This is a genomic window from Paenibacillus sp. NRS-1782 (assembly GCF_050467685.1).
Classification (GTDB): Bacteria; Bacillota; Bacilli; order Paenibacillales; family Paenibacillaceae; genus Paenibacillus; species Paenibacillus terrae_A.
This window is the reverse complement of the sequence record NZ_JBITPH010000045.1, coordinates 177514-196411: the sequence shown is the minus strand read 5'-3', so window position 1 is coordinate 196411 and position 18898 is coordinate 177514. Positions and strand designations below refer to the sequence as shown.

The 18898-nt window shown below is 48.0% G+C and carries 21 protein-coding genes and 1 riboswitch; of the genes, 2 read left to right on the top strand and 19 right to left on the bottom strand.

From position 1 onward, the window contains the following. Nucleotides 1–46: 46 nt before the first annotated feature. The 11 genes from ACIFQM_RS18420 to ACIFQM_RS18370 all read right to left on the bottom strand — a co-directional run bounded on the left by ACIFQM_RS18420 (nucleotide 47) and on the right by ACIFQM_RS18370 (nucleotide 9752). Nucleotides 47–274 (bottom strand): hypothetical protein, encoded by a 228-nt coding sequence (locus tag ACIFQM_RS18420; protein WP_430046858.1) that lies wholly within the window; start codon nucleotides 272–274, stop codon nucleotides 47–49. Beyond that, a riboswitch (cobalamin riboswitch) is annotated at nucleotides 233–416 on the bottom strand. Its footprint overlaps the gene before it by 42 nt. 57 nt (nucleotides 417–473) lie before the next feature. After that, the gene (locus ACIFQM_RS18415) at nucleotides 474–1028 is read right to left on the bottom strand and encodes a TIGR00730 family Rossman fold protein (RefSeq protein WP_430038785.1); all 555 of its coding nucleotides are present in this window, start codon (nucleotides 1026–1028) and stop codon (nucleotides 474–476) included. Between the two features lie 170 nt (nucleotides 1029–1198). Beyond that, entirely contained in the window at nucleotides 1199–2044 is an 846-nt protein-coding gene (locus ACIFQM_RS18410) for a uroporphyrinogen-III synthase (protein WP_430038787.1), read from the bottom strand. A gap of 101 nt (nucleotides 2045–2145) precedes the next feature. After that, a complete protein-coding gene (locus ACIFQM_RS18405) occupies nucleotides 2146–3300 on the bottom strand; it encodes a GerAB/ArcD/ProY family transporter (protein ID WP_430038789.1) in 1155 nt (384 codons plus the stop codon). A gap of 68 nt (nucleotides 3301–3368) precedes the next feature. Then, a complete protein-coding gene (locus tag ACIFQM_RS18400) occupies nucleotides 3369–4481 on the bottom strand; it encodes a GerAB/ArcD/ProY family transporter (protein WP_430038791.1) in 1113 nt (370 codons plus the stop codon). Between the two features lie 40 nt (nucleotides 4482–4521). Then, nucleotides 4522–4746 (bottom strand): hypothetical protein, encoded by a 225-nt coding sequence (locus ACIFQM_RS18395; RefSeq protein ID WP_430038793.1) that lies wholly within the window; start codon nucleotides 4744–4746, stop codon nucleotides 4522–4524. After that, entirely contained in the window at nucleotides 4739–5959 is a 1221-nt protein-coding gene (locus ACIFQM_RS18390) for a Ger(x)C family spore germination protein (protein ID WP_430038795.1), read from the bottom strand. Before ACIFQM_RS18390 ends, ACIFQM_RS18395 begins: the two co-directional genes overlap by 8 nt. Then, nucleotides 5959–7584, bottom strand: coding sequence for a spore germination protein (locus ACIFQM_RS18385; RefSeq protein ID WP_430038797.1), 1626 nt, complete (start codon nucleotides 7582–7584; stop codon nucleotides 5959–5961). Before ACIFQM_RS18385 ends, ACIFQM_RS18390 begins: the two co-directional genes overlap by 1 nt. Nucleotides 7585–7760: 176 nt before the next feature. Then, a complete protein-coding gene (locus tag ACIFQM_RS18380; protein ID WP_430038799.1) occupies nucleotides 7761–8096 on the bottom strand; it encodes a hypothetical protein in 336 nt (111 codons plus the stop codon). A gap of 15 nt (nucleotides 8097–8111) precedes the next feature. Further along, nucleotides 8112–8825: a pirin family protein gene (locus tag ACIFQM_RS18375; RefSeq protein WP_430038801.1), complete on the bottom strand. Its 714-nt coding sequence runs from the start codon at nucleotides 8823–8825 to the stop codon at nucleotides 8112–8114. A 69-nt stretch (nucleotides 8826–8894) separates the two neighbouring features. Next, complete coding sequence (locus ACIFQM_RS18370) at nucleotides 8895–9752, bottom strand: LysR family transcriptional regulator (RefSeq protein WP_430038803.1); 858 nt, start codon at nucleotides 9750–9752, stop codon at nucleotides 8895–8897. A 179-nt stretch (nucleotides 9753–9931) separates the two neighbouring features. Here ACIFQM_RS18370 and ACIFQM_RS18365 point away from each other — a divergent pair, with 179 nt between their 5' ends. Then, complete coding sequence (locus ACIFQM_RS18365; RefSeq protein WP_430038805.1) at nucleotides 9932–10912, top strand: DMT family transporter; 981 nt, start codon at nucleotides 9932–9934, stop codon at nucleotides 10910–10912. A gap of 96 nt (nucleotides 10913–11008) precedes the next feature. Here ACIFQM_RS18365 and ACIFQM_RS18360 read toward each other — a convergent pair whose 3' ends face one another. The 7 genes from ACIFQM_RS18360 to ACIFQM_RS18330 form a co-directional block, all read right to left on the bottom strand. Beyond that, nucleotides 11009–12994, bottom strand: coding sequence for a methyl-accepting chemotaxis protein (locus tag ACIFQM_RS18360; protein WP_430038807.1), 1986 nt, complete (start codon nucleotides 12992–12994; stop codon nucleotides 11009–11011). A 156-nt stretch (nucleotides 12995–13150) separates the two neighbouring features. After that, nucleotides 13151–13558: a DoxX family protein gene (locus ACIFQM_RS18355; RefSeq protein ID WP_430038809.1), complete on the bottom strand. Its 408-nt coding sequence runs from the start codon at nucleotides 13556–13558 to the stop codon at nucleotides 13151–13153. 120 nt (nucleotides 13559–13678) lie between these two features. Further along, complete coding sequence (locus tag ACIFQM_RS18350; RefSeq protein WP_430038811.1) at nucleotides 13679–14539, bottom strand: M56 family metallopeptidase; 861 nt, start codon at nucleotides 14537–14539, stop codon at nucleotides 13679–13681. A 3-nt stretch (nucleotides 14540–14542) separates the two neighbouring features. Further along, nucleotides 14543–14956 carry a BlaI/MecI/CopY family transcriptional regulator gene (locus ACIFQM_RS18345; protein ID WP_430038813.1) on the bottom strand — a complete coding sequence of 138 codons (414 nt, stop codon included), beginning with the start codon at nucleotides 14954–14956 and terminating at the stop codon, nucleotides 14543–14545. A 145-nt stretch (nucleotides 14957–15101) separates the two neighbouring features. Then, nucleotides 15102–15941 (bottom strand): winged helix-turn-helix domain-containing protein, encoded by an 840-nt coding sequence (locus tag ACIFQM_RS18340; protein WP_430038815.1) that lies wholly within the window; start codon nucleotides 15939–15941, stop codon nucleotides 15102–15104. Further along, entirely contained in the window at nucleotides 15917–16312 is a 396-nt protein-coding gene (locus tag ACIFQM_RS18335; RefSeq protein WP_430038817.1) for a Fur family transcriptional regulator, read from the bottom strand. The genes ACIFQM_RS18340 and ACIFQM_RS18335 overlap by 25 nt, the downstream gene beginning before the upstream one ends. Nucleotides 16313–16407: 95 nt before the next feature. Continuing rightward, the gene (locus tag ACIFQM_RS18330) at nucleotides 16408–16722 is read right to left on the bottom strand and encodes a hypothetical protein (RefSeq protein WP_430039058.1); all 315 of its coding nucleotides are present in this window, start codon (nucleotides 16720–16722) and stop codon (nucleotides 16408–16410) included. A 434-nt stretch (nucleotides 16723–17156) separates the two neighbouring features. Between ACIFQM_RS18330 and ACIFQM_RS18325 the strand changes: the two genes are divergently transcribed. Further along, on the top strand, nucleotides 17157–18248 hold the full coding sequence (locus tag ACIFQM_RS18325; protein ID WP_430065948.1) for a GGDEF domain-containing protein: 1092 nt from the start codon (nucleotides 17157–17159) through the stop codon (nucleotides 18246–18248). 117 nt (nucleotides 18249–18365) lie between these two features. Here the strand turns inward: ACIFQM_RS18325 and ACIFQM_RS18320 are convergent, their stop codons facing one another. Then, entirely contained in the window at nucleotides 18366–18863 is a 498-nt protein-coding gene (locus ACIFQM_RS18320) for an Rrf2 family transcriptional regulator (RefSeq protein WP_430038821.1), read from the bottom strand. Between the last annotated feature and the right edge of the window lie 35 nt (nucleotides 18864–18898).

Below are 18898 nucleotides of genomic sequence, written 5' to 3'. Positions count from 1 at the left end.
AAAACCCATCCTGCCCGGATGGGTTTCCTATGTACGCATCGTATCATCAGACGGACACAGCATAAGAAGACACTTCTTGTCTTCCGCCATCGTGCCGTTGCTTTCCATCTGCCTGTTCACGCTTGAAACGCTTCTGCACGTTCTGATCCACGCAAACCTGTAACCAACATGGAAAAAGCAGCGTGCGCCTGATTTCCTGATTTCGTACACCCATCCTCTCCGCGAAGGTTAACGGTGCATACAGATCAAGGTAGGTCTCCTGGCTCGGCATCAACAGATTTTTTCGTCTTCCCCGTTTTCTCACGAGTGACGTCTGAAAAAATCCTCTTCCTTACAGTGGCGGGACCGCTCGGGACTTGCACCCGATTCCCTGTTACCCTTCGCTATCACAAAGGCACCTTGTCTGTCCGCTATTTGATTATGGGTCTTATCATAACCTTGGCTTAATCAGTTGCGCAAGCATGAAAAACGCTTTATTTCAAGTTCTCTGCCTTATTTTTTAACATATGCAACAATTCGTCCGGGTCCGCAGAGATACTCAACAGCGTTGGATGGTCAACTCCGGTAAAGCCCTCCCGCACACTATGACGCACCATTTCCTCCAACGGGTCAAAATATCCGTTCACATTCAGCAGCCCGATGGGCTTGCGATGAATGCCGATTTGCGCCCAGCACAGCACCTCAAATAGCTCCTCAAAGGTTCCCAATCCGCCCGGAAGGGCAATGAATGCGTCAGCCTTTTCGCTCATCACCGCTTTGCGTTCATGCATGTTCGCCACCTCAATAAATTCAGTAATTCCCCGGTGAATAATCTCTGCATCGAATAACAGGGTTGGCATAATCCCGGTGACCTGACCGCCCCCTGCCAGCATCGCATCCGCGACCTCGCCCATCAGCCCCTTGCTGGAGCCTCCATAGATTAAACGGACCTGATGTCTCGCCATAGCCTCTCCAAGCTTGCCTGCCTCCTGAAGATATACCGATGAATGTCCGGGCCTGGACCCGGCAAATACACAAATGGAATTCATAACGTCTCAGCTCCTGTCCTGGTATCCGCATCGAGGCTTTTTCATTATATTAAATAAATATTTTCCCTATAACAAAAACTTCTGTCGATGCATTTCCAACAAAAAAAGATAAAGACCCTGTAGGCCCTTATCTTCATTTTACCCTTTATCCCAAGGATATGGGGAAGTTTTCAGCTCACTACTTCCAGGCCGCAGCCGTGCGCCGAAGCGCTATGCTCAAAATATCTTCCCAGCTCCACCATCATCGCGCCCATGCGTTCCTCCACTGGAAACACGATCCGTTCGATCCCTTCCTCCAAAATGGACTGCGCCGTCACCTTGCCTACCGACACAGCGATCACATCCTGGCGAAAGGCTTCCAGCACATCCTCCATCTGCTTCTGTTCCCTCGCATATTGAGCCAAAAAGCGGATCTGCGGACCGCTGGTGAACGTAACTGCATCCACATTGCGGTTCAGGATATCCTGTAGCAATGCTTGCAAATTTGCCTCCTCCGGCGGAATATGCTTATAGGGAAGCACCTGCCGGGTAACGGCGCCTTGCTCGTCCAGCCACTTCACCAGTCGGGGAGCCGGATCACCATGTAGCTGCAACAGCACTTCCTTCCCCTTCAGATCATATGGGGCAAAGGCCTGCGTCAATCCGATCAAGCTTCCGTCCTCGTCCCGTACAGCTGGCGTAAAGCCACGCTTTTTGAGTCCATTGACCGTTTTGTAGCCCCGTGCTGCAATGTTCGAGGAATGCAACAGCTCCATAATCTGTTCTGCTACTCCCATATCCTCCGCCATATCGAATAGTGCCTCCAGCCCCATGCCTGTCGTGAAAATGTTCCAGTCCGGCGGCTGCTTCACCCACGATACAATAGCGTTACGCAGCTCGATATCGTCCAGAAAAACTGTGCCCTGGGCCGGACGCAGCACCGGCTCGCCCCCCATTTTTGTAACCAACAGCGCCATTTCGTCTGCTTTACGAGGACCGGCAAGGGCGACTCGCTTGCCTGCCATGCGTTGGGCCATCCTGTTTCCCCCCTTGTAGAAGTCTTGCTCCTTTCTACCAAGTATACAATCAAGGGGCTAAAAGACAAATAAGAATTACTTTTCCGATGAATATAGTAAGCTTATAAATCGACTTGTCCTGCCTTACTTTCGCACTGGTTTTCCTGCTGACTCGTGCTATCCTGTTTCTCTTCCGATGGCTTAGGATCGCCGCTATCTTTTTTAGGCTTGGGTCGAAGTAGCAGCCATAGCACAAAAGGCATAAGCACAAAGAAAGTAATCATAACCAAGGTCCATTCCCGGCTAAAGTCATAGATTTGGATGATATTAGAGAACAGCATAAAGGAACAGACATAACCCAACAGACCGACAGGCCATACAATTAAATTCCCCCAGGCAGGGGCAAACATGCGCTTTACAGTTAAACTGATAACGTACAGATCGAACCCCATCTTTGTAAGCAGGGTTGGCACGGTAAGAGCGACTATAAACAAATCAAACCGATCCAGAAAGTCCGTTAGCTGCAACTGACGCGCCAGTTCATAAGATGGATAAAACAGCCGTGACATGATAGGAACACCAATAACTAGCTCCTCTAGCAGCACCAGCATGATCATAAAAGCGGTTCCGATACAATGTCCAAGCCACACACTGCGTCCATTAAAGCTCAGTCCGGAAATCACCAAGGGCAGCATCAAGAAATCTGCCATATAACCAAGCATACGCCAGCTACCCTGGATAACTCCCCCTATATCCGGACGCAACAGCGGTCTCATTTCAGAAAAATCCATATTATGCCCAAAAAAAAGCGGCATGGTCAGCAGTGTCAGAAGCAACCACGGTACAAAAAGCTCCGCCATGCTCACAATGGTGCTGATACCCCCTTTAGCCATAAACGTCAAGGTCAGCAGCAAAATAAGGGATATGACGACAATCGGAGTTATAGGCAAAAGAACAATCTCTACAAAATCAGTCATAATTCTCAAATCCCTTGCAAAAATGATCAGGAATAAAATAAGATAAGCTGCCAGCAGCATACGCCCCAGCACGGGGTGGGAGCTGACCATGGCCTGCAGCAGATCCTGATCGGGAAAACGCTGCTTAAGCTTCAACATCGCCCAGATCGGCAAGCATATTACGATGGCCGCTATCGCACAGGTCCAATAGGCATGCTGATGCGCGTAATCCGCTGCCTGCGTCGGAGCATGTACAAGGGTAATACTGACCTCCATCAACACACCAAGCATCACGATTTGTCTGGTTGTGAACTGCCTCATGCAGGTACATCCTCCTTTTGCCCGCAGGCACTTATTACATACCCCGCAATACAGCCGGCATATACATATTAATGAACCGGACCATTTCCAAGTCTTGCTTTATACTCCTTTCCCCGCTCCTTACCTTTATTGTTGGGCCACAGCAGCAGCCATAGCACCAAGGGCATAATGATAAAGAACATAATCATCACCATCGTCCATTCCCGGCTGAAATCATAAATTTGAATACTGTTCGAAAAAATAATAAAGGAGCTGACATATCCCAGCAAACCCACAGGCCAAACCATCAAAGCACCCTGTACATGAGGGAACAAGCGTTTGACAGCCATACTCAGAATATACAGATCCAGTCCCACCTTTATAAGCAGGGTGGGTATCGTAAATCCCCCTACAAATAAATCAAACCGATCCAGAAAATCCGTTATATACAACTGACGTGCCAGCTCATAGGATGGGTAGAACAGCCGCGTCAGAATGGGAAGCCCAATGACAACCTGCATGAGTGTAACAATGAAGACCATAAAAGCAGTCCCTATTAAATGGCCCCACCATGCACCCTGCGGGCGATAGTTTTTCCCTTGCAATACAAAAGGCAACATCAGAATGTCTGCCATATACGAAAACATATACCAGCTTCCTTTCATGATTCCGGTCATACTTGGATACAAAAACGGTCTAAGCTCTGAGAAATCCATGTTTCTGCCAAAGAAAAACGGCATGGTCAGCAGTGTCATAATGGATATCGGTATAAAAATCTCACTCATGTTCAAGATGGTGTTCATACCGCCCCTAGCCATATAAACGACGGCTAACAGTATAATAAGTGAAATCATGAAAAAGGGAGTTCGCGGCAATAGAACCGCCTTTACCAAATCGGCAATAATCCACAAATCCCGACCAAACACGATCAAAAACAGGGCGAAATACAGGAGCAGCAGTATACGCCCTATCACCACACTGGAACTGATCATGGCTTGAAACAGATCCTGATTGGGAAAACGCTGCCCAAGCTTAAGCAATGCCCAGATCGGCAAGCACAATACTGCGGCTACTACCATACAGGTACAATAGGCGTGTTGTTCCGCATACGACCCAGCTTGCGACGGAGCGTGTATCAAGGTTATATTCGTCTCCAGCAGCACACCGAGCAGCACCATTTGTCTAGTTGTGAACTGTTTCATAAGGTGCGTCTCCTTTTTCCACAAGCATCATTACAATTCGTTACAACGAAGAGGGCAGCCACATATCAATGCATCGGATCAGCCAGGTAGCCATATAGACATTACCGTGTGTCGACGTTCCATAGATCCAGATACCGATACTAAGGGCGTACAATACACGTGAGATCCAGCGGTTGACAGCAGGTGCGGCGTTCAGGCTTTTACGGTCCATCAGATACATGAAGAGGATCGCCAGCACCAAAGGTAGCAGAAACACTTTATTCATTCTGGATTTGCTCCTTCTTGAACCCGAATGGCTTGGTCACTGCACCGATATTTTCAATATGCACAACCGGATTTATGGTGACTTCCACCTTGGGGTACAACTGATCCCAACGGGGTTTTATCCGTTTCCATTCATTCGGAAGACTCGTAATGATAACCCGTCCCAAACCAAGCACATCAGAATGATATTTTTGTTGAATCACCCGGATAGCCTCACCCAAATCCTTTTTGATCTGACGTTCTACCTGCTGCTCCAGCCACTTCAAGTTTGCCTCATTGGAAATATCGAAGGTCGTCTCATTCTCCCTTACATTCCCGTTGCAGTTCAGTTGGAGGGTCATCCGAATATCATCCCCATGAACATAGGGTTTGAAATGAACGCTGTTTTCGATGATATGCACAGACAAATAACCGCTTCCCTTGGGAGGGGTTATAAATATTTCCGTATCCTTGGCCTGATCCATACCCAGCATCAAAAACCGACTTAAATGGTTATCTATAATGCCGGTTACTCTGTCCTTGCGAAATACAGCCAGTCCATCGACCTGAATATTCGTTTTCTTGTCCTTCAAATTAGAGGGGCCGTTCTTCACCAGGGACATTACCGGCACAGCCGGGTCAACGCCTTCCAGCAAAATGGAATTCATCAGCAGCTTGATAGAACGGGGCTTTTTCATATAGGAATAGTTTAGCTCGCGCACCATTTCTGCAGGATATTGCTCAATCGGTGCATCCGCCTGAAGCATATCCAGCGCCGTTCCCTTCGTGATGACCACCAAAGAAGACAGACGATTCTGAGGGATACGTGCCAATACATCCATCATATTGCTGACTCCTTCTCGCGCCAGTTCCTCACTGAACAACAGCACCCGGCGATGGGAATAATTCAACGTTCGTGAAACACCTCGCTGTTCCTCGGTACTTGCCCCCCGAAAGCTGGGGCCTACTCTAGACTCCAGGTAGTAGGATTTGGTTCCGCTCGTCCCTCCCCCGCCTCCTGTGCTTCCTGAGGAACCGAGCTGTCCGGGGAGGGCAATCTGCATCGTTACACGGTATTGATCCCCTTCCTTATCCAACCCGGTCCCCATTACAAAGGCTACATCGTTCACTTCACGGCGATCCCAGCATCCACCCAAAAGAACAGAACAAAGCAGCAAACAGCTGAGCACAGCCGTTTTACGCATTTTCCCTGCATCAGACCATTGGGGCTTCATTACCATCCCTCCTCGGTTGTGGGCGATCCATTCATCTTTTCTTTCGCTCGTTTGTTGTTACCTTTTCCAATCCAGGAAGGACGTTTGGTCATTTTCCACCATGGCGCACGAACGACGATATCCTTTTGGTCCATGTGATTGTATGGGCTATACCCGCTCATGTAAGGCACACCAAACGACGTTAGCTTGGTTAAATGTGTAGCGAGCAGTGTGGTCGCGATAATGATTCCAAACAGCCCGAACACACCTGCCATCAGCATAATCGGGAACCGTAACATGCGGACCGTAATCGCAAAGTTAAAACGCGGAATAGTAAACGACGCAATACCTGTGAGCGAAACGATAATAACCACCGGTGCCGACACAATTCCCGCCTGTACAGAGGCTTGACCGATAACAAGTGCACCGAGAATACTGACAGCCTGGCCGACCGTTTTGGGGAGACGAATCCCCGCTTCCCGTAACGCCTCAAAGGAAATCTCCATAATCAATGCTTCCACCAAGGCGGGGAAAGGGATAGATTCACGCGCCGCCGCAATACTCAGGATGAGCGTCGTCGGCAGCATATCCTGATGATAGGTTGTGACCGCTACATATAATGCAGGCAAAAAGAGGGCTAATATGAGAAAAAGAAACCGAATCCAGCGCACCATGTTACTGATGAAAAAACGCTCGTAATAGTCTTCGCTTGCTTGCATCATCTGCCACATCGTGACTGGCCCAATCAGGGCAAAGGGCGTACCGTCCACAAAAATGGCAAAACGTCCTTCCAGCAATTGCGCGGTAACCGTATCCGGACGTTCCGTGTATTCCATTTCCGGAAACGGTGAAAACGGGTGATCCTCAATCAGTTCCTCAATGTATCCTGTCTCCAGCACACCATCTATTTCGATATCGCTAAGCCTTTTTTTTACATCCTCCACCAGCTTCGGATCTATGATGCCCTCAATATAGGTAAGTACAACACCTGTTTGGGTTTCTGTTCCCATGGTCATGCTGAACATCTTGAGCTTGGGGGTCTTCAGCTTGAATCGCAGCAAGGCGGTATTTACACGAAGGGTCTCGGTAAATCCTTCACGTGGCCCACGAATAACCGCCTCGGTCTGAGGCTCCTCCACGCCACGGCGGACGCCTCCCTTAGCACTGAAGATATACGCACGAGACCTACCGTCTACGAACAAGGCAGCATTGCCGTCCAGTATCGCCGCCGAGACCATTTTCCATTGATTCATCGTTTTGGTCTGGGACATGGAAATCCGAGTTTCATCCAGCGGATCTAATGTTCCGTTTACCTCGGGGTCCTTAAGCATCATGCCCAAAATGAAAGGTCGCAGGATATGATCCTGCAAATCCTCCGATTTCACCGTGCCTTCAATATAAGCCAATAGCCCTTTGCGTTCAGGGGAAATCATCAGCTCCCGATAGACAACATCAGAACAATCCTTGAAAATATCGCGCAATGCGGCCAAATTGTCATCCAAACTGCTCCGAAGCGGCTGTTCCAGCCACAGTGGTTCAGGCAGGCCATTGGGAACACGAGGATCTCGCGCCTTGCGGTCCGGGGCCGGCACCGCTCTTCGGCTCCACGGTAATCTCGGCAGCTTGGGAAAGCGTCCTTTTTTCATCTTTATTTCCCCCCTTACGAATAAGCCGGATAGATAATATAACATGTAGGATGTACCAGCCTGCACAGGATTATGTATCCAACAGGCTCAGCATGTTGAACAGATGACAAAAAGACCCTGCAATCAATCGCAGAGTCTCCAAAAGCATCGTCATAAAATGGTGAATAAAATAGAGATTAATCCCCCCAATATTCGTCAGGGTGGTATTCAATTTCAGAACCGGCTTGAAATGTAAGCTCCCCGGTCTGCTCATCGTATTGTACGCTTTCCGGGGTGACGTAATACCAATGCTTCACAATGGCTCCGTCCTCCGGCGTTACAAAACGGAATACATTCAGTTCCCCGCTATAACGCACAATCTCCTTCGCTGCCTCATGCGGCAGCTCTTGAAGCGTGAAGCGAAACACGCCGTCTGTCGATGCCAAACGGCAATCGAAAATCTGCTTGCGGCTGTCAGCAAAGCTGCGACCCGTGACGGCGTGCTTAATCAGCCATGTTTCCTGCTGCGCCATTGCGCGCACCTCCTTTTAGGGCAAATCAATCAGCATATAAAAGACAGGCTCCTGCGCCTCCAGCGACAGCCTCGGCTCCTGCTCAATACGGGCCGAATCGCGCACGTCTAGCCTATGTTCACCGTTCACACGCAGCGAGCCTTCGATGACGAACAAGAATACGCGCCGTCCCTCGGACTGTGCGTATTCCACACGCTCTCCGGGCTGAAGCTTGCTTAGATACATCGTTAAATCTTGATGAATGGCAGCTATTTCTCCCTCCGTACCCGGAACACGCTTCCCGGCAACGACAGGCAGAAGCTGACCGTGCAGACGCTCAGGGTCGAACGCTGTAGCTTCATACGACGGTTCCAGTCCTCTCGTGAGCGGGCTAAACCACAATTGAAGTAAACTGACATCCTCCGTTTGCGAAGCGTTGTGCTCTGTATGGATGATCCCGTGCCCCGCAGACATCCGCTGGATACCTCCAAAATTCGTCACCGCCACATGCCCACGGTTATCCTCATGACGCAGCTCGCCGTACAGCACGATGGAGACAATCTCCATGTCACTGTGCGGGTGCGCCCCAAAGCCCCGGCCCGGTGCGATCACGTCGTCATTACAGACACGCATGGGGCCAAACGCTGTATTGTTCTCATCCTGATATTCAGCGAATGAAAAGCTGTGACTGCCCCGCAGCCATCCCTTATCGAAGCTGAATCGGGAAGCAGCCGGATATATTGTGAACATAGTAGCCCTCCTTCTGGAACAAAAGTGAGATCAAATCTTTTTCATTGTACCCGAGCCCCAAAGATAATGCTATGCCCCTGTCTGAGCGATAATTTCATCCATAAAAGACTGCAAGGTACTGGTCACATAAGCTTCCTTACGACGGATAAATACCGTTGTCACTTCGTTGTACGGCTCAGGCATTGCATGACAATGCACCAGACCCTGAGCCGCCAGCCCGCTGATCGAGGATTCAGGAAAAACCGTCATTCCAATGCCAGCCGCCACACTGCCAATAATCGTCTCGAATGTTCCAAACTCCATAATCTGCTTGGGGATAATCCCCTCCATCTGGAGCCAGGTTTCCAGCCGCCCACGGTAGCCACAGCCCTTTTTATATAAAAGGAGCGGACGGGTTGTTACATCCTCAACGGAAAACTCATCTCCTTGTGAAACGAGGACCAGCTTTTCCTGGAACACATCCAACTGTTCAATGAGGGGATGCTTCACCGGTCCGGTTACAAAGGCTCCATCCAGCCTCATCTCCGCAACCTCCTGTACCAGGTGCTCCGTAACCCCGGCCTTGAGGGACAGCTCGACATCCGGGTACTTGCTGTAATAAGCATGTAAAATCGCCGGGAGCGCGATCACCGTCTCCACAATGCCAATCTCCAGTACCCCCGAAGGTGCAGAGGTACTCTGAAACGCATGTTTCATTTCCTCGAATTGCGACAAAATGCTTTTCGTATATTGCAGCAGACGCTTGCCCTCTGCGTTGAGGATCATGCCCCGCTTATGTCTATAAAATAAAGGCGTTTGCAGCTCCTTTTCCAGCAGCTTGATTCTGGCCGTTACATTGGACTGGACATAGCTAAGCTCGACTGCCGCCTTACTTACACTGCCATGAGCAGCCACCGTCTGGAAAATGTTTAAATCGTTCAGATCCACCACTGCTCCCCCTTATCGTGATGAGCAAGGCCATCAAAATTGACGCGCCTTGTTACTTATTATCATTTTAAATGATGTTAACGTTTATTTTCAATCATTTTACCAATAGCTCCCTGTCCATTATGATGTGTCCATAAGATATGTCCGCTGAGGCCGGCAAGGAGGAGCTTTCTTTCACCATGAATAGACAAATCATGACCGGATCTTTATTGTGCCTGATCGCCAGTATGTCCTGGGGAGCCATGTTTCCGGTTTCGCACATTGCATTGCAACAGGTCAATCCGCTGTACTTTTCATTTTTACGTTATTTTTCGGTTACGCTCATATTAATTGTACTGTTGTGGCTCAAAGAGGGACGTGCTGCTTTTCGCTTTGAGGGCAAGGGCAAGACATTGCTGTTCTTTGGTACGATGGGATTTACCATTTATAATATGGCCGTTTTCCAGGGACAGCACGCGATGGGTGCAGCAGGTACCATTGTAGCTTCTATTATGGAAGTGCTGATGCCGATGATTTCGATTGCGATGATATGGGTCATGACCCGTAAAATGCCGCCAAAATACACACTGATCAGTATGCTGATCGCACTGGCTGGAGCTGTACTCGTGATTACGAACGGAAAATGGACCTTTTTCACACTCGCCGGACAGCATTTGCTGCCGCTGCTGCTCATTTTCGTAGGAGTGATTGGATGGGTCGTGTATTCCATGGGAGGTAGCCATTTTGCAGGATGGTCCACCCTTCGCTACTCTACCTTAACCTGTCTGCTCGGAACCCTGGTTTCCTTCGTAGTCGTCACGACCGCCTCCGCCTTCAACTGGGTTGCGGTGCCTGATTGGCAGCATGTATGGTCGGTCAAGTACGAAATGAGCTTTATGATCCTTCTTCCGGGGCTGGCGGCCTTGCTGAGCTGGAACGCAGGAATCCGAATGCTGTCACCGTTGAACGGAATTTTATTTATTAACTTTGTACCAATTACCACGCTGGTGCTTATGTATTTCCAAGGCTATACCATCAGCCGGTTTGAGCTATTCGGGACAGTGCTGGTCATCTTCGCGCTGCTGCTTAACAATATGTTTCAAAGAAGCTCTCTACGCCCTTCCCGCAATCCGCGCCGCATCCGTTTCCGCTTGGATCGGCGTAAATCATTCCAAAGATAGTACCTATCTATACAAGCCATACAATGTGTGGCAAAAAGCATAAAAGCGCATAGACAAGGAGATAAACTCCTGAATCTGTGCGCTTTTATCCGTTTATTATTTCTCTCCGACCTGGAATCGTCCAACTAGCTCACGCAGTTCCTCAGCCATTTGGCTCAGATCCGCTGAGGAAGAAGCAATTTCCTCAATAGAGGCGAGCTGCTGCTCAGCGGCGGCTGAAATCGACTCCGTATTGCCCGCTGACTCGTTCGAAATATGGGAAATATCGCCCATAATACTCACGACACCTGACGCACCCCGAGCCATTTCCTGTGTCACTCCGGTAATATCATTGATATGCCCCATCGCTCGTTCGACAGCCTGGCTAATTTCCGCAAAGGATTGCTCAGACGTGCTTACTGAATCAATGCCTTCTGTAACCCGTGTCCGCGCTTGATGCATAGCCGTCAAAGCGTGGTCCATATCCGCCTGCATCGCTTCAATACGCTCTGAAATCAAGGTCGCTGATTTCGCAGATTCCTCGGCCAGCTTGCGTACCTCCGTAGCAACCACGGCAAATCCCTTACCATGCTCACCAGCGCGTGCCGCCTCAATGGATGCATTTAGCGCCAGCAGATTCGTTTGTTTAGCAATTCCGGATATAACGCTGATAATATTCACAATTTCACTGGAGCGCTCGCTAAGAGAATCCATCGCCTGTCCCAGATCATTAACCGTCTCGTCGATGTCATGCATCTTCTGTACAGCTTGTGTAGCTGCCTTGCTACCCTCTTGAGCAGACTCGGCGTTTCTCTTCACATGCTCAGATACGCCCACCATACGCTCGGATACGTTCACTGCCTGCTGAGCAAGCTCCTCCATACTGACGGAGCCATGTTTGACGCTTTGAACCTGCTGCTCGCTGCCCACTGCTACCTCCTGAATAGCTATGGTGACATGCTCAATGGTTTTGGTCGTCTGGTCAGCACCCGCAGCCAATTCCTCTGCAGAAGAGCTTACCCGATCTGTGGTTTCGTGTACGCTTCGAATCATCGTGCGCAAACTATCCACCATGGTTTGGAAGTGAGCAGACAACTGGCCAACCTCATCGGTTTTTCCCGTTTCCAAATCGCCTGTCAAATCTCCTTCACTGATCTGCTCTGCCGATTTTTGTAGTCTGCGAATCGGCACCAGAACGGAACGAGTAATCAGGAAAATAGCAACCAGCGCAATCATCAACGAGGCTGCCAGCACGAAAATAGTTACGTAACGCATGGCAGCGGTGGCATCGCTAATTTCAGATTGATAGAAGGTTCCTGCAATTTTCCAGCCGGTATCCTTATTCGTTACATAGGTCAAATATTTCTCATGTTTATCATGCACATAGTTAAAGTGCCCGCTCGACGCAGTGTACATCGTATTAATAAAGCTTTCCTGAGAAGATGTACCCGGTTTTGCCGTAGGATGGACCACAAATTTTTTCGTATGGTCCATAATGACGATATACCCCTCCTGTCCTATTTTGATGGAAGCCAGCTTACGTACACTTTCCAGATTTAGAGAGATCCCCAGAACACCGGACTGGTCGGAGAGCGTTTGAGATACCACGACAACAGGAATACCCGAAGAATTGATGATGACAGGAGTGATCATCACCTTACCGGGTTGCTTCATCGCTTCGATGTACCAAGGTCGTTTGCGGGGATCAAATGTCCCTTCGTTCTCCTTGGGTACGCCGCGGATCATCAGGCCCTCTGTTGTACCGACAAAAATATCGTTCGCATCTTCATGCAAGCCTTTGTATTGGATCAGCTCAGGCTGAATCAACGGACTATTTTGACCATCAATCATCGATCTGTCGAGGCGCTCCGCCAAATAACTCGCATCTTTAATTTTACTGGCGATTGCATATTCAATAATTGAGTTGGCCGTCGCTACCCCCTGATTTGCACTGCTGTAGAGCTGTTTCTCCATAGCATTAAATGATGATTTATAGGTCGCGATAGATATACTTAAGCTTGGTAACAACAAAACAAGTAAAAATCCTAAAATCAGCTTGTTCCTGAGTGTCCAAATGGTTTTTCTCTTTTGTATTTTTTCCATGTGTTTTTCCCCTTTACTTGAAAAGCTATGTTTTTAATATTACACTCGATGGAAGTTATATCGGTTAAATAAAGCAAATGATTCACATCCAATTTTCGTAATGAGCAAAACAAAAAAACCGCGCCCTGAGACTGAGGACGCGGTTAATATGATCATTTAGACCTGTACGTTACTGCTTTCATGCTTTTTACGGCTGAACAACTGATCCAGCGAAAGAAAACGTGTGCCAACCAACGCATGCTGTAGACTGGAAAACAAAACCAGAAGATCAAATTCAATCGAACCAAAAGGTTGTCCTTTTTTAGCAGTCAGCAATACACCGATCATAACGATGGTCAATGCTGCCCCGGCGAGTCGTGTCCCGATGCCCAGGACAAGCGCAATACCGCCAACTAGCTCAACTGTAGCGACCACAGGAGCCAACCACCCAGGAAGCCCGATGCTTTGGAAGAAACCGGAGGTTCCGTCTAATCCCTGAAATTTTTGTAACCCGTGAACAATAAAGATGACCCCTGTAAAGATTCGTACCAACAATAATCCAATATTCGTAAGTGTTTGATTCATATGCTCATCTCCTTTTCATTTGTGTACAGATTAGGTAAAGAACACTACGATGCGTAGTGTTCTATGCATCAATAATCGGTAGCGCATAAAGCGCCACCCATTAGGATATATCTTGCCAAACTACATTAACGCTAGGGCAAACATAAGCGTCAGCATCACTAGCACATAACTGGATAACATAATCGAACGCCAGGGCAATTGGATTACCGGCTCTTGCTGAGGGTCTAGAATACGTGAGATCCGATAATTAATGGACGTTTCTGCAAAAGAGGAGCAAGCGGCGGAATTCACCAGATGGGCATTCGCGGGCGTCATTCTCAGCAGTTTGAGCAATGCACTTCCAATTCCCATGGGTGAACCTGTGCGTTTAATTGCTTCATTGTCAGCCAAAATTTCACGGGCTATCTTATAATGGTTGGTAATATGACGCAGCACCGGCAAGTAGAACAGCAGTGTGGCGCACATTTGCAGCAACCATGTCTTTAATGGATCATAATGCTTCATATGATACGCTTCATGGTATATGACAGCCTCTTCCTCGTACTTGTCCAGTAGGGACAGCAATGCGGAGGATAATACAATGCGAGGCTTCCATAATCCCATGGTGAAAGCGGTAGGATTGGCATAATCAATGACCCAAATCCGGTCGGCTCCCAGTTCACGATATCGTTCACCCAGTGCCTCCGTCAGCGGCAGGTCACGCATCCGGCGCAGTCTGCGGAAAGCCGCCCTTGTGGCCATACACTGCCGTATCGCCTCTATCCCGGCAATCCCAAAGGTGAGAAAGACGAGTCCACTGAGGGCATCCACCATGTAGCCAATTCCGTAGTTCTGCAACAGACTTCTACAAATCTGAAACACGTTAAAATCCAATTTCCAGCCGAAAATATGCTGCCCGGCGTACATACCCATCTGTATAAGGGCGAAACCCGAAATAAAGGCGCCTGCTGTAAACAGTAATTTAGAACGTGTTTTCCACATCGTCTATATATCCTTTTTCCATTGTTTAATTTTTTGTTCCAGACGTTCGATCAGCATAGGATCGGCCACCTCCAGAGCATCAATCATATGATTTACAGCGAGTGGACCGAATTCATCCACCAGTTCGTGGCTTAACTCCTTGGACTGTTCATTCCTGAATTCTTCCCTGCTCAAAACCGGTCGATACAAAGACGTTCTTCCGCGTATACTCTTACTCAGTATTCCCTTTTCCACCAGACGGTTCATCACGGTCATCACCGTATTGAAATTAAAGTCCCGATCCCCCTCCAACGCGGTCTGCACTTCTTTGATGCTCCGATCCGAAGTGGACCATAAAATATCCATAATTTTGGCTTCCAGAGGTCCGAAAAATCGGTTGAGTCCAGTTTCGCCAGTTTTAAAATTCAGCCGTTTCATAAGAAGCACCTCACACTACCGATTGTAGTGTATATATCCTGATAAAGTCAACCGTCACACCTAATGTAAGTTTCTTCAAAAGGATTTATATACATCCGCCGAATGTCTCCATCCGGCGGCAATTCATCGCCTGATCAGTTTCAGTTCAATCCGCCAATCTGTAGCCTACACCTCTGACCGTTGCAATATATTCAGGCTCCGCAGGCCGGTCGCCCAGCTTCTTGCGCAAGCTTTTAACATGCACATCCACGACATTGCTGCCGCCTACAAAATCCGTCTCCCAGATATCATGCATCATCTGCTCACGAGAAATGACTTTGCCTTGAGCATCCATCAGCTTCAACAGCAAATCATATTCCGTTTTGGTCAGATTCAATTGATTCTCTTCTTTATATACTAACATTTTATCACGGTCAATCCAGATGTCCTTGAACACCGAACGACGGCTACCTTGCGTTGCCTGACGGGACGCTGCCGGATGACGTACAATCATCCGTTCAATATCATGCACCATATGATTGGAAGCCGCTGGCCATACCAGCACCTCTTCCGAAGGAAGTAGCTCATGCGCACGAACAGCCAGCCGATCCTGAATCACATACATGACGGGCGTATCTTTCATCTGTTCCGCCTCAAGACGATTACGGATATCCAGTAATTCACTCCGTGTATCGGTAGCGGTCAAATCGTAAATCAGCAGATCGCTTCCCAGATGACGTTGTACTTCAGGCTCCCAGCGGTGGAACACCATCACATCAAAGCACGCGTCTGACAACGTACGTACCAAACCATGAACGACACCCGGAACCGAGCTGATCAGAACGATGCGGCGTGTAGTCGGGCAGTACAACGGCTCATTGGAAGGAACCGTCTGTAGCGCAGGGGTAGAGGGAGCGGATAATATCGTTGTCCAGTTACCCTTCACCCGTCTTGGCATATCTGCCGCTTTGAGCCGATTCGTTACCTGATTCGCTTGCTTTGGCATTCCTTACACACTCCTCCGAATACGACATGGGCATGGGCGATGGTATATCCCGTTTCATGCGCAACCGTCTCGATCCAATCGTGTGGAACCTCGCTCATCACTTCATCTACCCGGCCGCATACCTCACAAATAATATGTTGATGATCATCCATTCGTCCGTCATAACGACTGGCAGCTTCCCCCAGCTTCAACTCACGGATCAATTCCTTATCCGTCAAATAACGCAGTGAATTATAGACCGTTCCATAGGCCAGATTATATCCACGCTCCATCAAGCGATTCATAACATCGGCCGCAGTAGGATGATCGTGGGCCTCACGAACCACGTCATACACCGCTTGGCGCTGCGAAGTTAAATTTAAGGTTCTCATACCGTATCTCCCTTAACTATTACAGATTATATTTATTATCAACTAGTAATAACAATAGTAAATAAATTTAGAATAAGTATAAATCTTAATTTATTTCAAGTCAATGGGATCGGATAAATTGAGCCACTTTGCATCACAATGTATACGTGGTATACATTCGGCTCATACACGTCGGAGGGATATTTCATGAAAATATTATGGATATTCACACTTTTTATGCTACTCATGCTCGGAAACAACCTGCTGATCAACCTGGATATTTGGTCCGTTATATTCGTACCCAGCACGGTTACATTTAATATGGCTACTTCAACTACAACGATGCCCGCAGCTATAATGCCCACATAACCTGCCATGGTCATCTGTGATGGCTTACATACACAAAGGATAAACATCATGAAACAGATCATTTCACCGTAAGGAAAAGGCAAACGTTCTCTAAGTACTGAGCTGAGTACAGGCTTAAAGCCCGGGAAGTCCGGCTTCCTGACGTCAATTCCCTAATCTGTTGTAAGTTGGCTTCCACATTAGCTTCAATCTTTAAAGAATGCAAAGGCGTTCCATTATTCTTGTCCGCACCCGACTTTTTATTATGTTTGCGATAGGGATAACGAATCATGAGCAAACCTCATCACCAGAAAGGTAGCTTTAGACAGCACCTTTTTTTCCTAATTTTTGTATGTTTGGAGTATGCTCAATCTATTCCCAGTTATGCACTAAGTTTAAGGACGAAACGTTATAAGCCACATCCGCGTAATAAATTTCAATAAATTCTTTATTTTCAAGCTTATTGTCAGTTTTTTTGATAAAATGAAGGAATATGCCTCTCGGGAGGGTTAACATCTTGTTCAGTATGTTTTTTATAAATACCTGTATCCTTGTCACCTTTTTGTACATAACCGGGCTCATATTACAAAGATATAAAATCCGCCTACATACCTTAAAGCGTAAGGCACATTGGATCGGAGGCGCTCTTTTTGGATGCTATGGCATTATCTTGATGTACTATTCGTTTCCATTGGGCTTTAATACCATTGCCGATCTTCGTCATCTGGCCATCGTAGCTACGGCGGCTTACATTGGTGGACCGGCAACACTCATGGCTACCCTATTTATATGCTTAGGCAGATTAATGCTGTTTGGTATCACCACTCAAGCCATTGTGGGGGCTTTTTTTATGATGCTTGTGGGCCTGGGTTGCGCTTTGCTGTCACATCTGTCCTGGTCACGTTTAACGAAGATGATGATGATGAACGTTTTCGCTTTGGGCATTATTTTCTGCTCTCTCACAATTAATTTGAATGATATTAATGATGTTCTGGACGTTTATCCGCTCCATTTTGTTATTTCTATGGCAGGCGGATTTCTTCTGTATCTCATTGCTGAGTCCATCAATACCTCCAATGAGCTGTTACTTCGTCTGGAGCATACCTCCTATACAGATCATCTCACCAATTTAAGCAACAGAAGACAGCTCGAATTTTCATTGGAAGAACAGCTTCCTCAAGCTCGTCAACGTCACGAGCACTTATCTGTACTGGTGTTGGATATTGATCATTTTAAGGAAGTGAACGATACCTACGGTCATGCGGCCGGGGATGCGGTGCTGCGTCAGCTAGGTCAGATTTTGAGGGAAAAATGTCGCTCCTTTGATGTGGTAACCCGCAGCGGCGGGGAGGAATTCACCGTACTTCTGCCAAATTGTGCTTTCCGGCAAGCGTTACGCATAGCGAATCAGATCCTTGGCGGGGTAGATCAGTACGAGTTCGTTTTGTCGGACGGGCTTGTACTCAAAGTCACGGTGTCTATCGGCGTAACGACCTTTCCTGATACCGGGGTGGATATGTCCGGGGCGGCTCTGCTGGAACAGGCGGATCGAGCGCTATACGAGGCTAAAAATGCAGGGCGTAATCGGGTCTGCTCCTATCAGGTATAAAGCCGGGCATTCTTTTCATTTACGATTTCGCATCATATGAAGTACCCTAAGAAATAGCCGATACACTCCTCTCTTGGAAGAATCGTATCGGCTATTATCCTTTTTTAAAAAAATGTGCTAATCCCCTTTGGAAGAAGCCTTGGCATCCTCGCCTTCACTATGGCTACTGCCGCCCACAACCAACGTTGTACGCTTGGCGAGTGAGGCCAGCGTATGGGACTCCCATACCTCCAGCATACGTCGTTCGCTCTCGACTACGATTTCGGATACAGCGGTTGCAAGCTCCTCACAAAAAGGGTTCGTCTCTGGTTCATGCATCATACCTGGAAAAATCGGATCACATATTTCAATGGCGTGGTATATATCGGCAAGTGTAATATGGTCTGCCGAACGGGTAAGCACATAGCCTCCCTCACGGCCTTCACGTGCTGCTATTAATTCTGCCTGTACAAGTCGCGTCAGCACCCTGCGCACCAAGGTGACCTCACAGTCAATAGAGCGGGCAATAGACCCGCTGGCACAGAGCTCTCCATGCTTTTCCAAATAGACAAGCGCCTTTACCGCCACCCCAAGCCATCTGGGCGTTGCGGTGCGTAGTCTTTTTTCACTATTCAAATGAAATGACACCCCTAAGCTGTAGAAACTTCGTT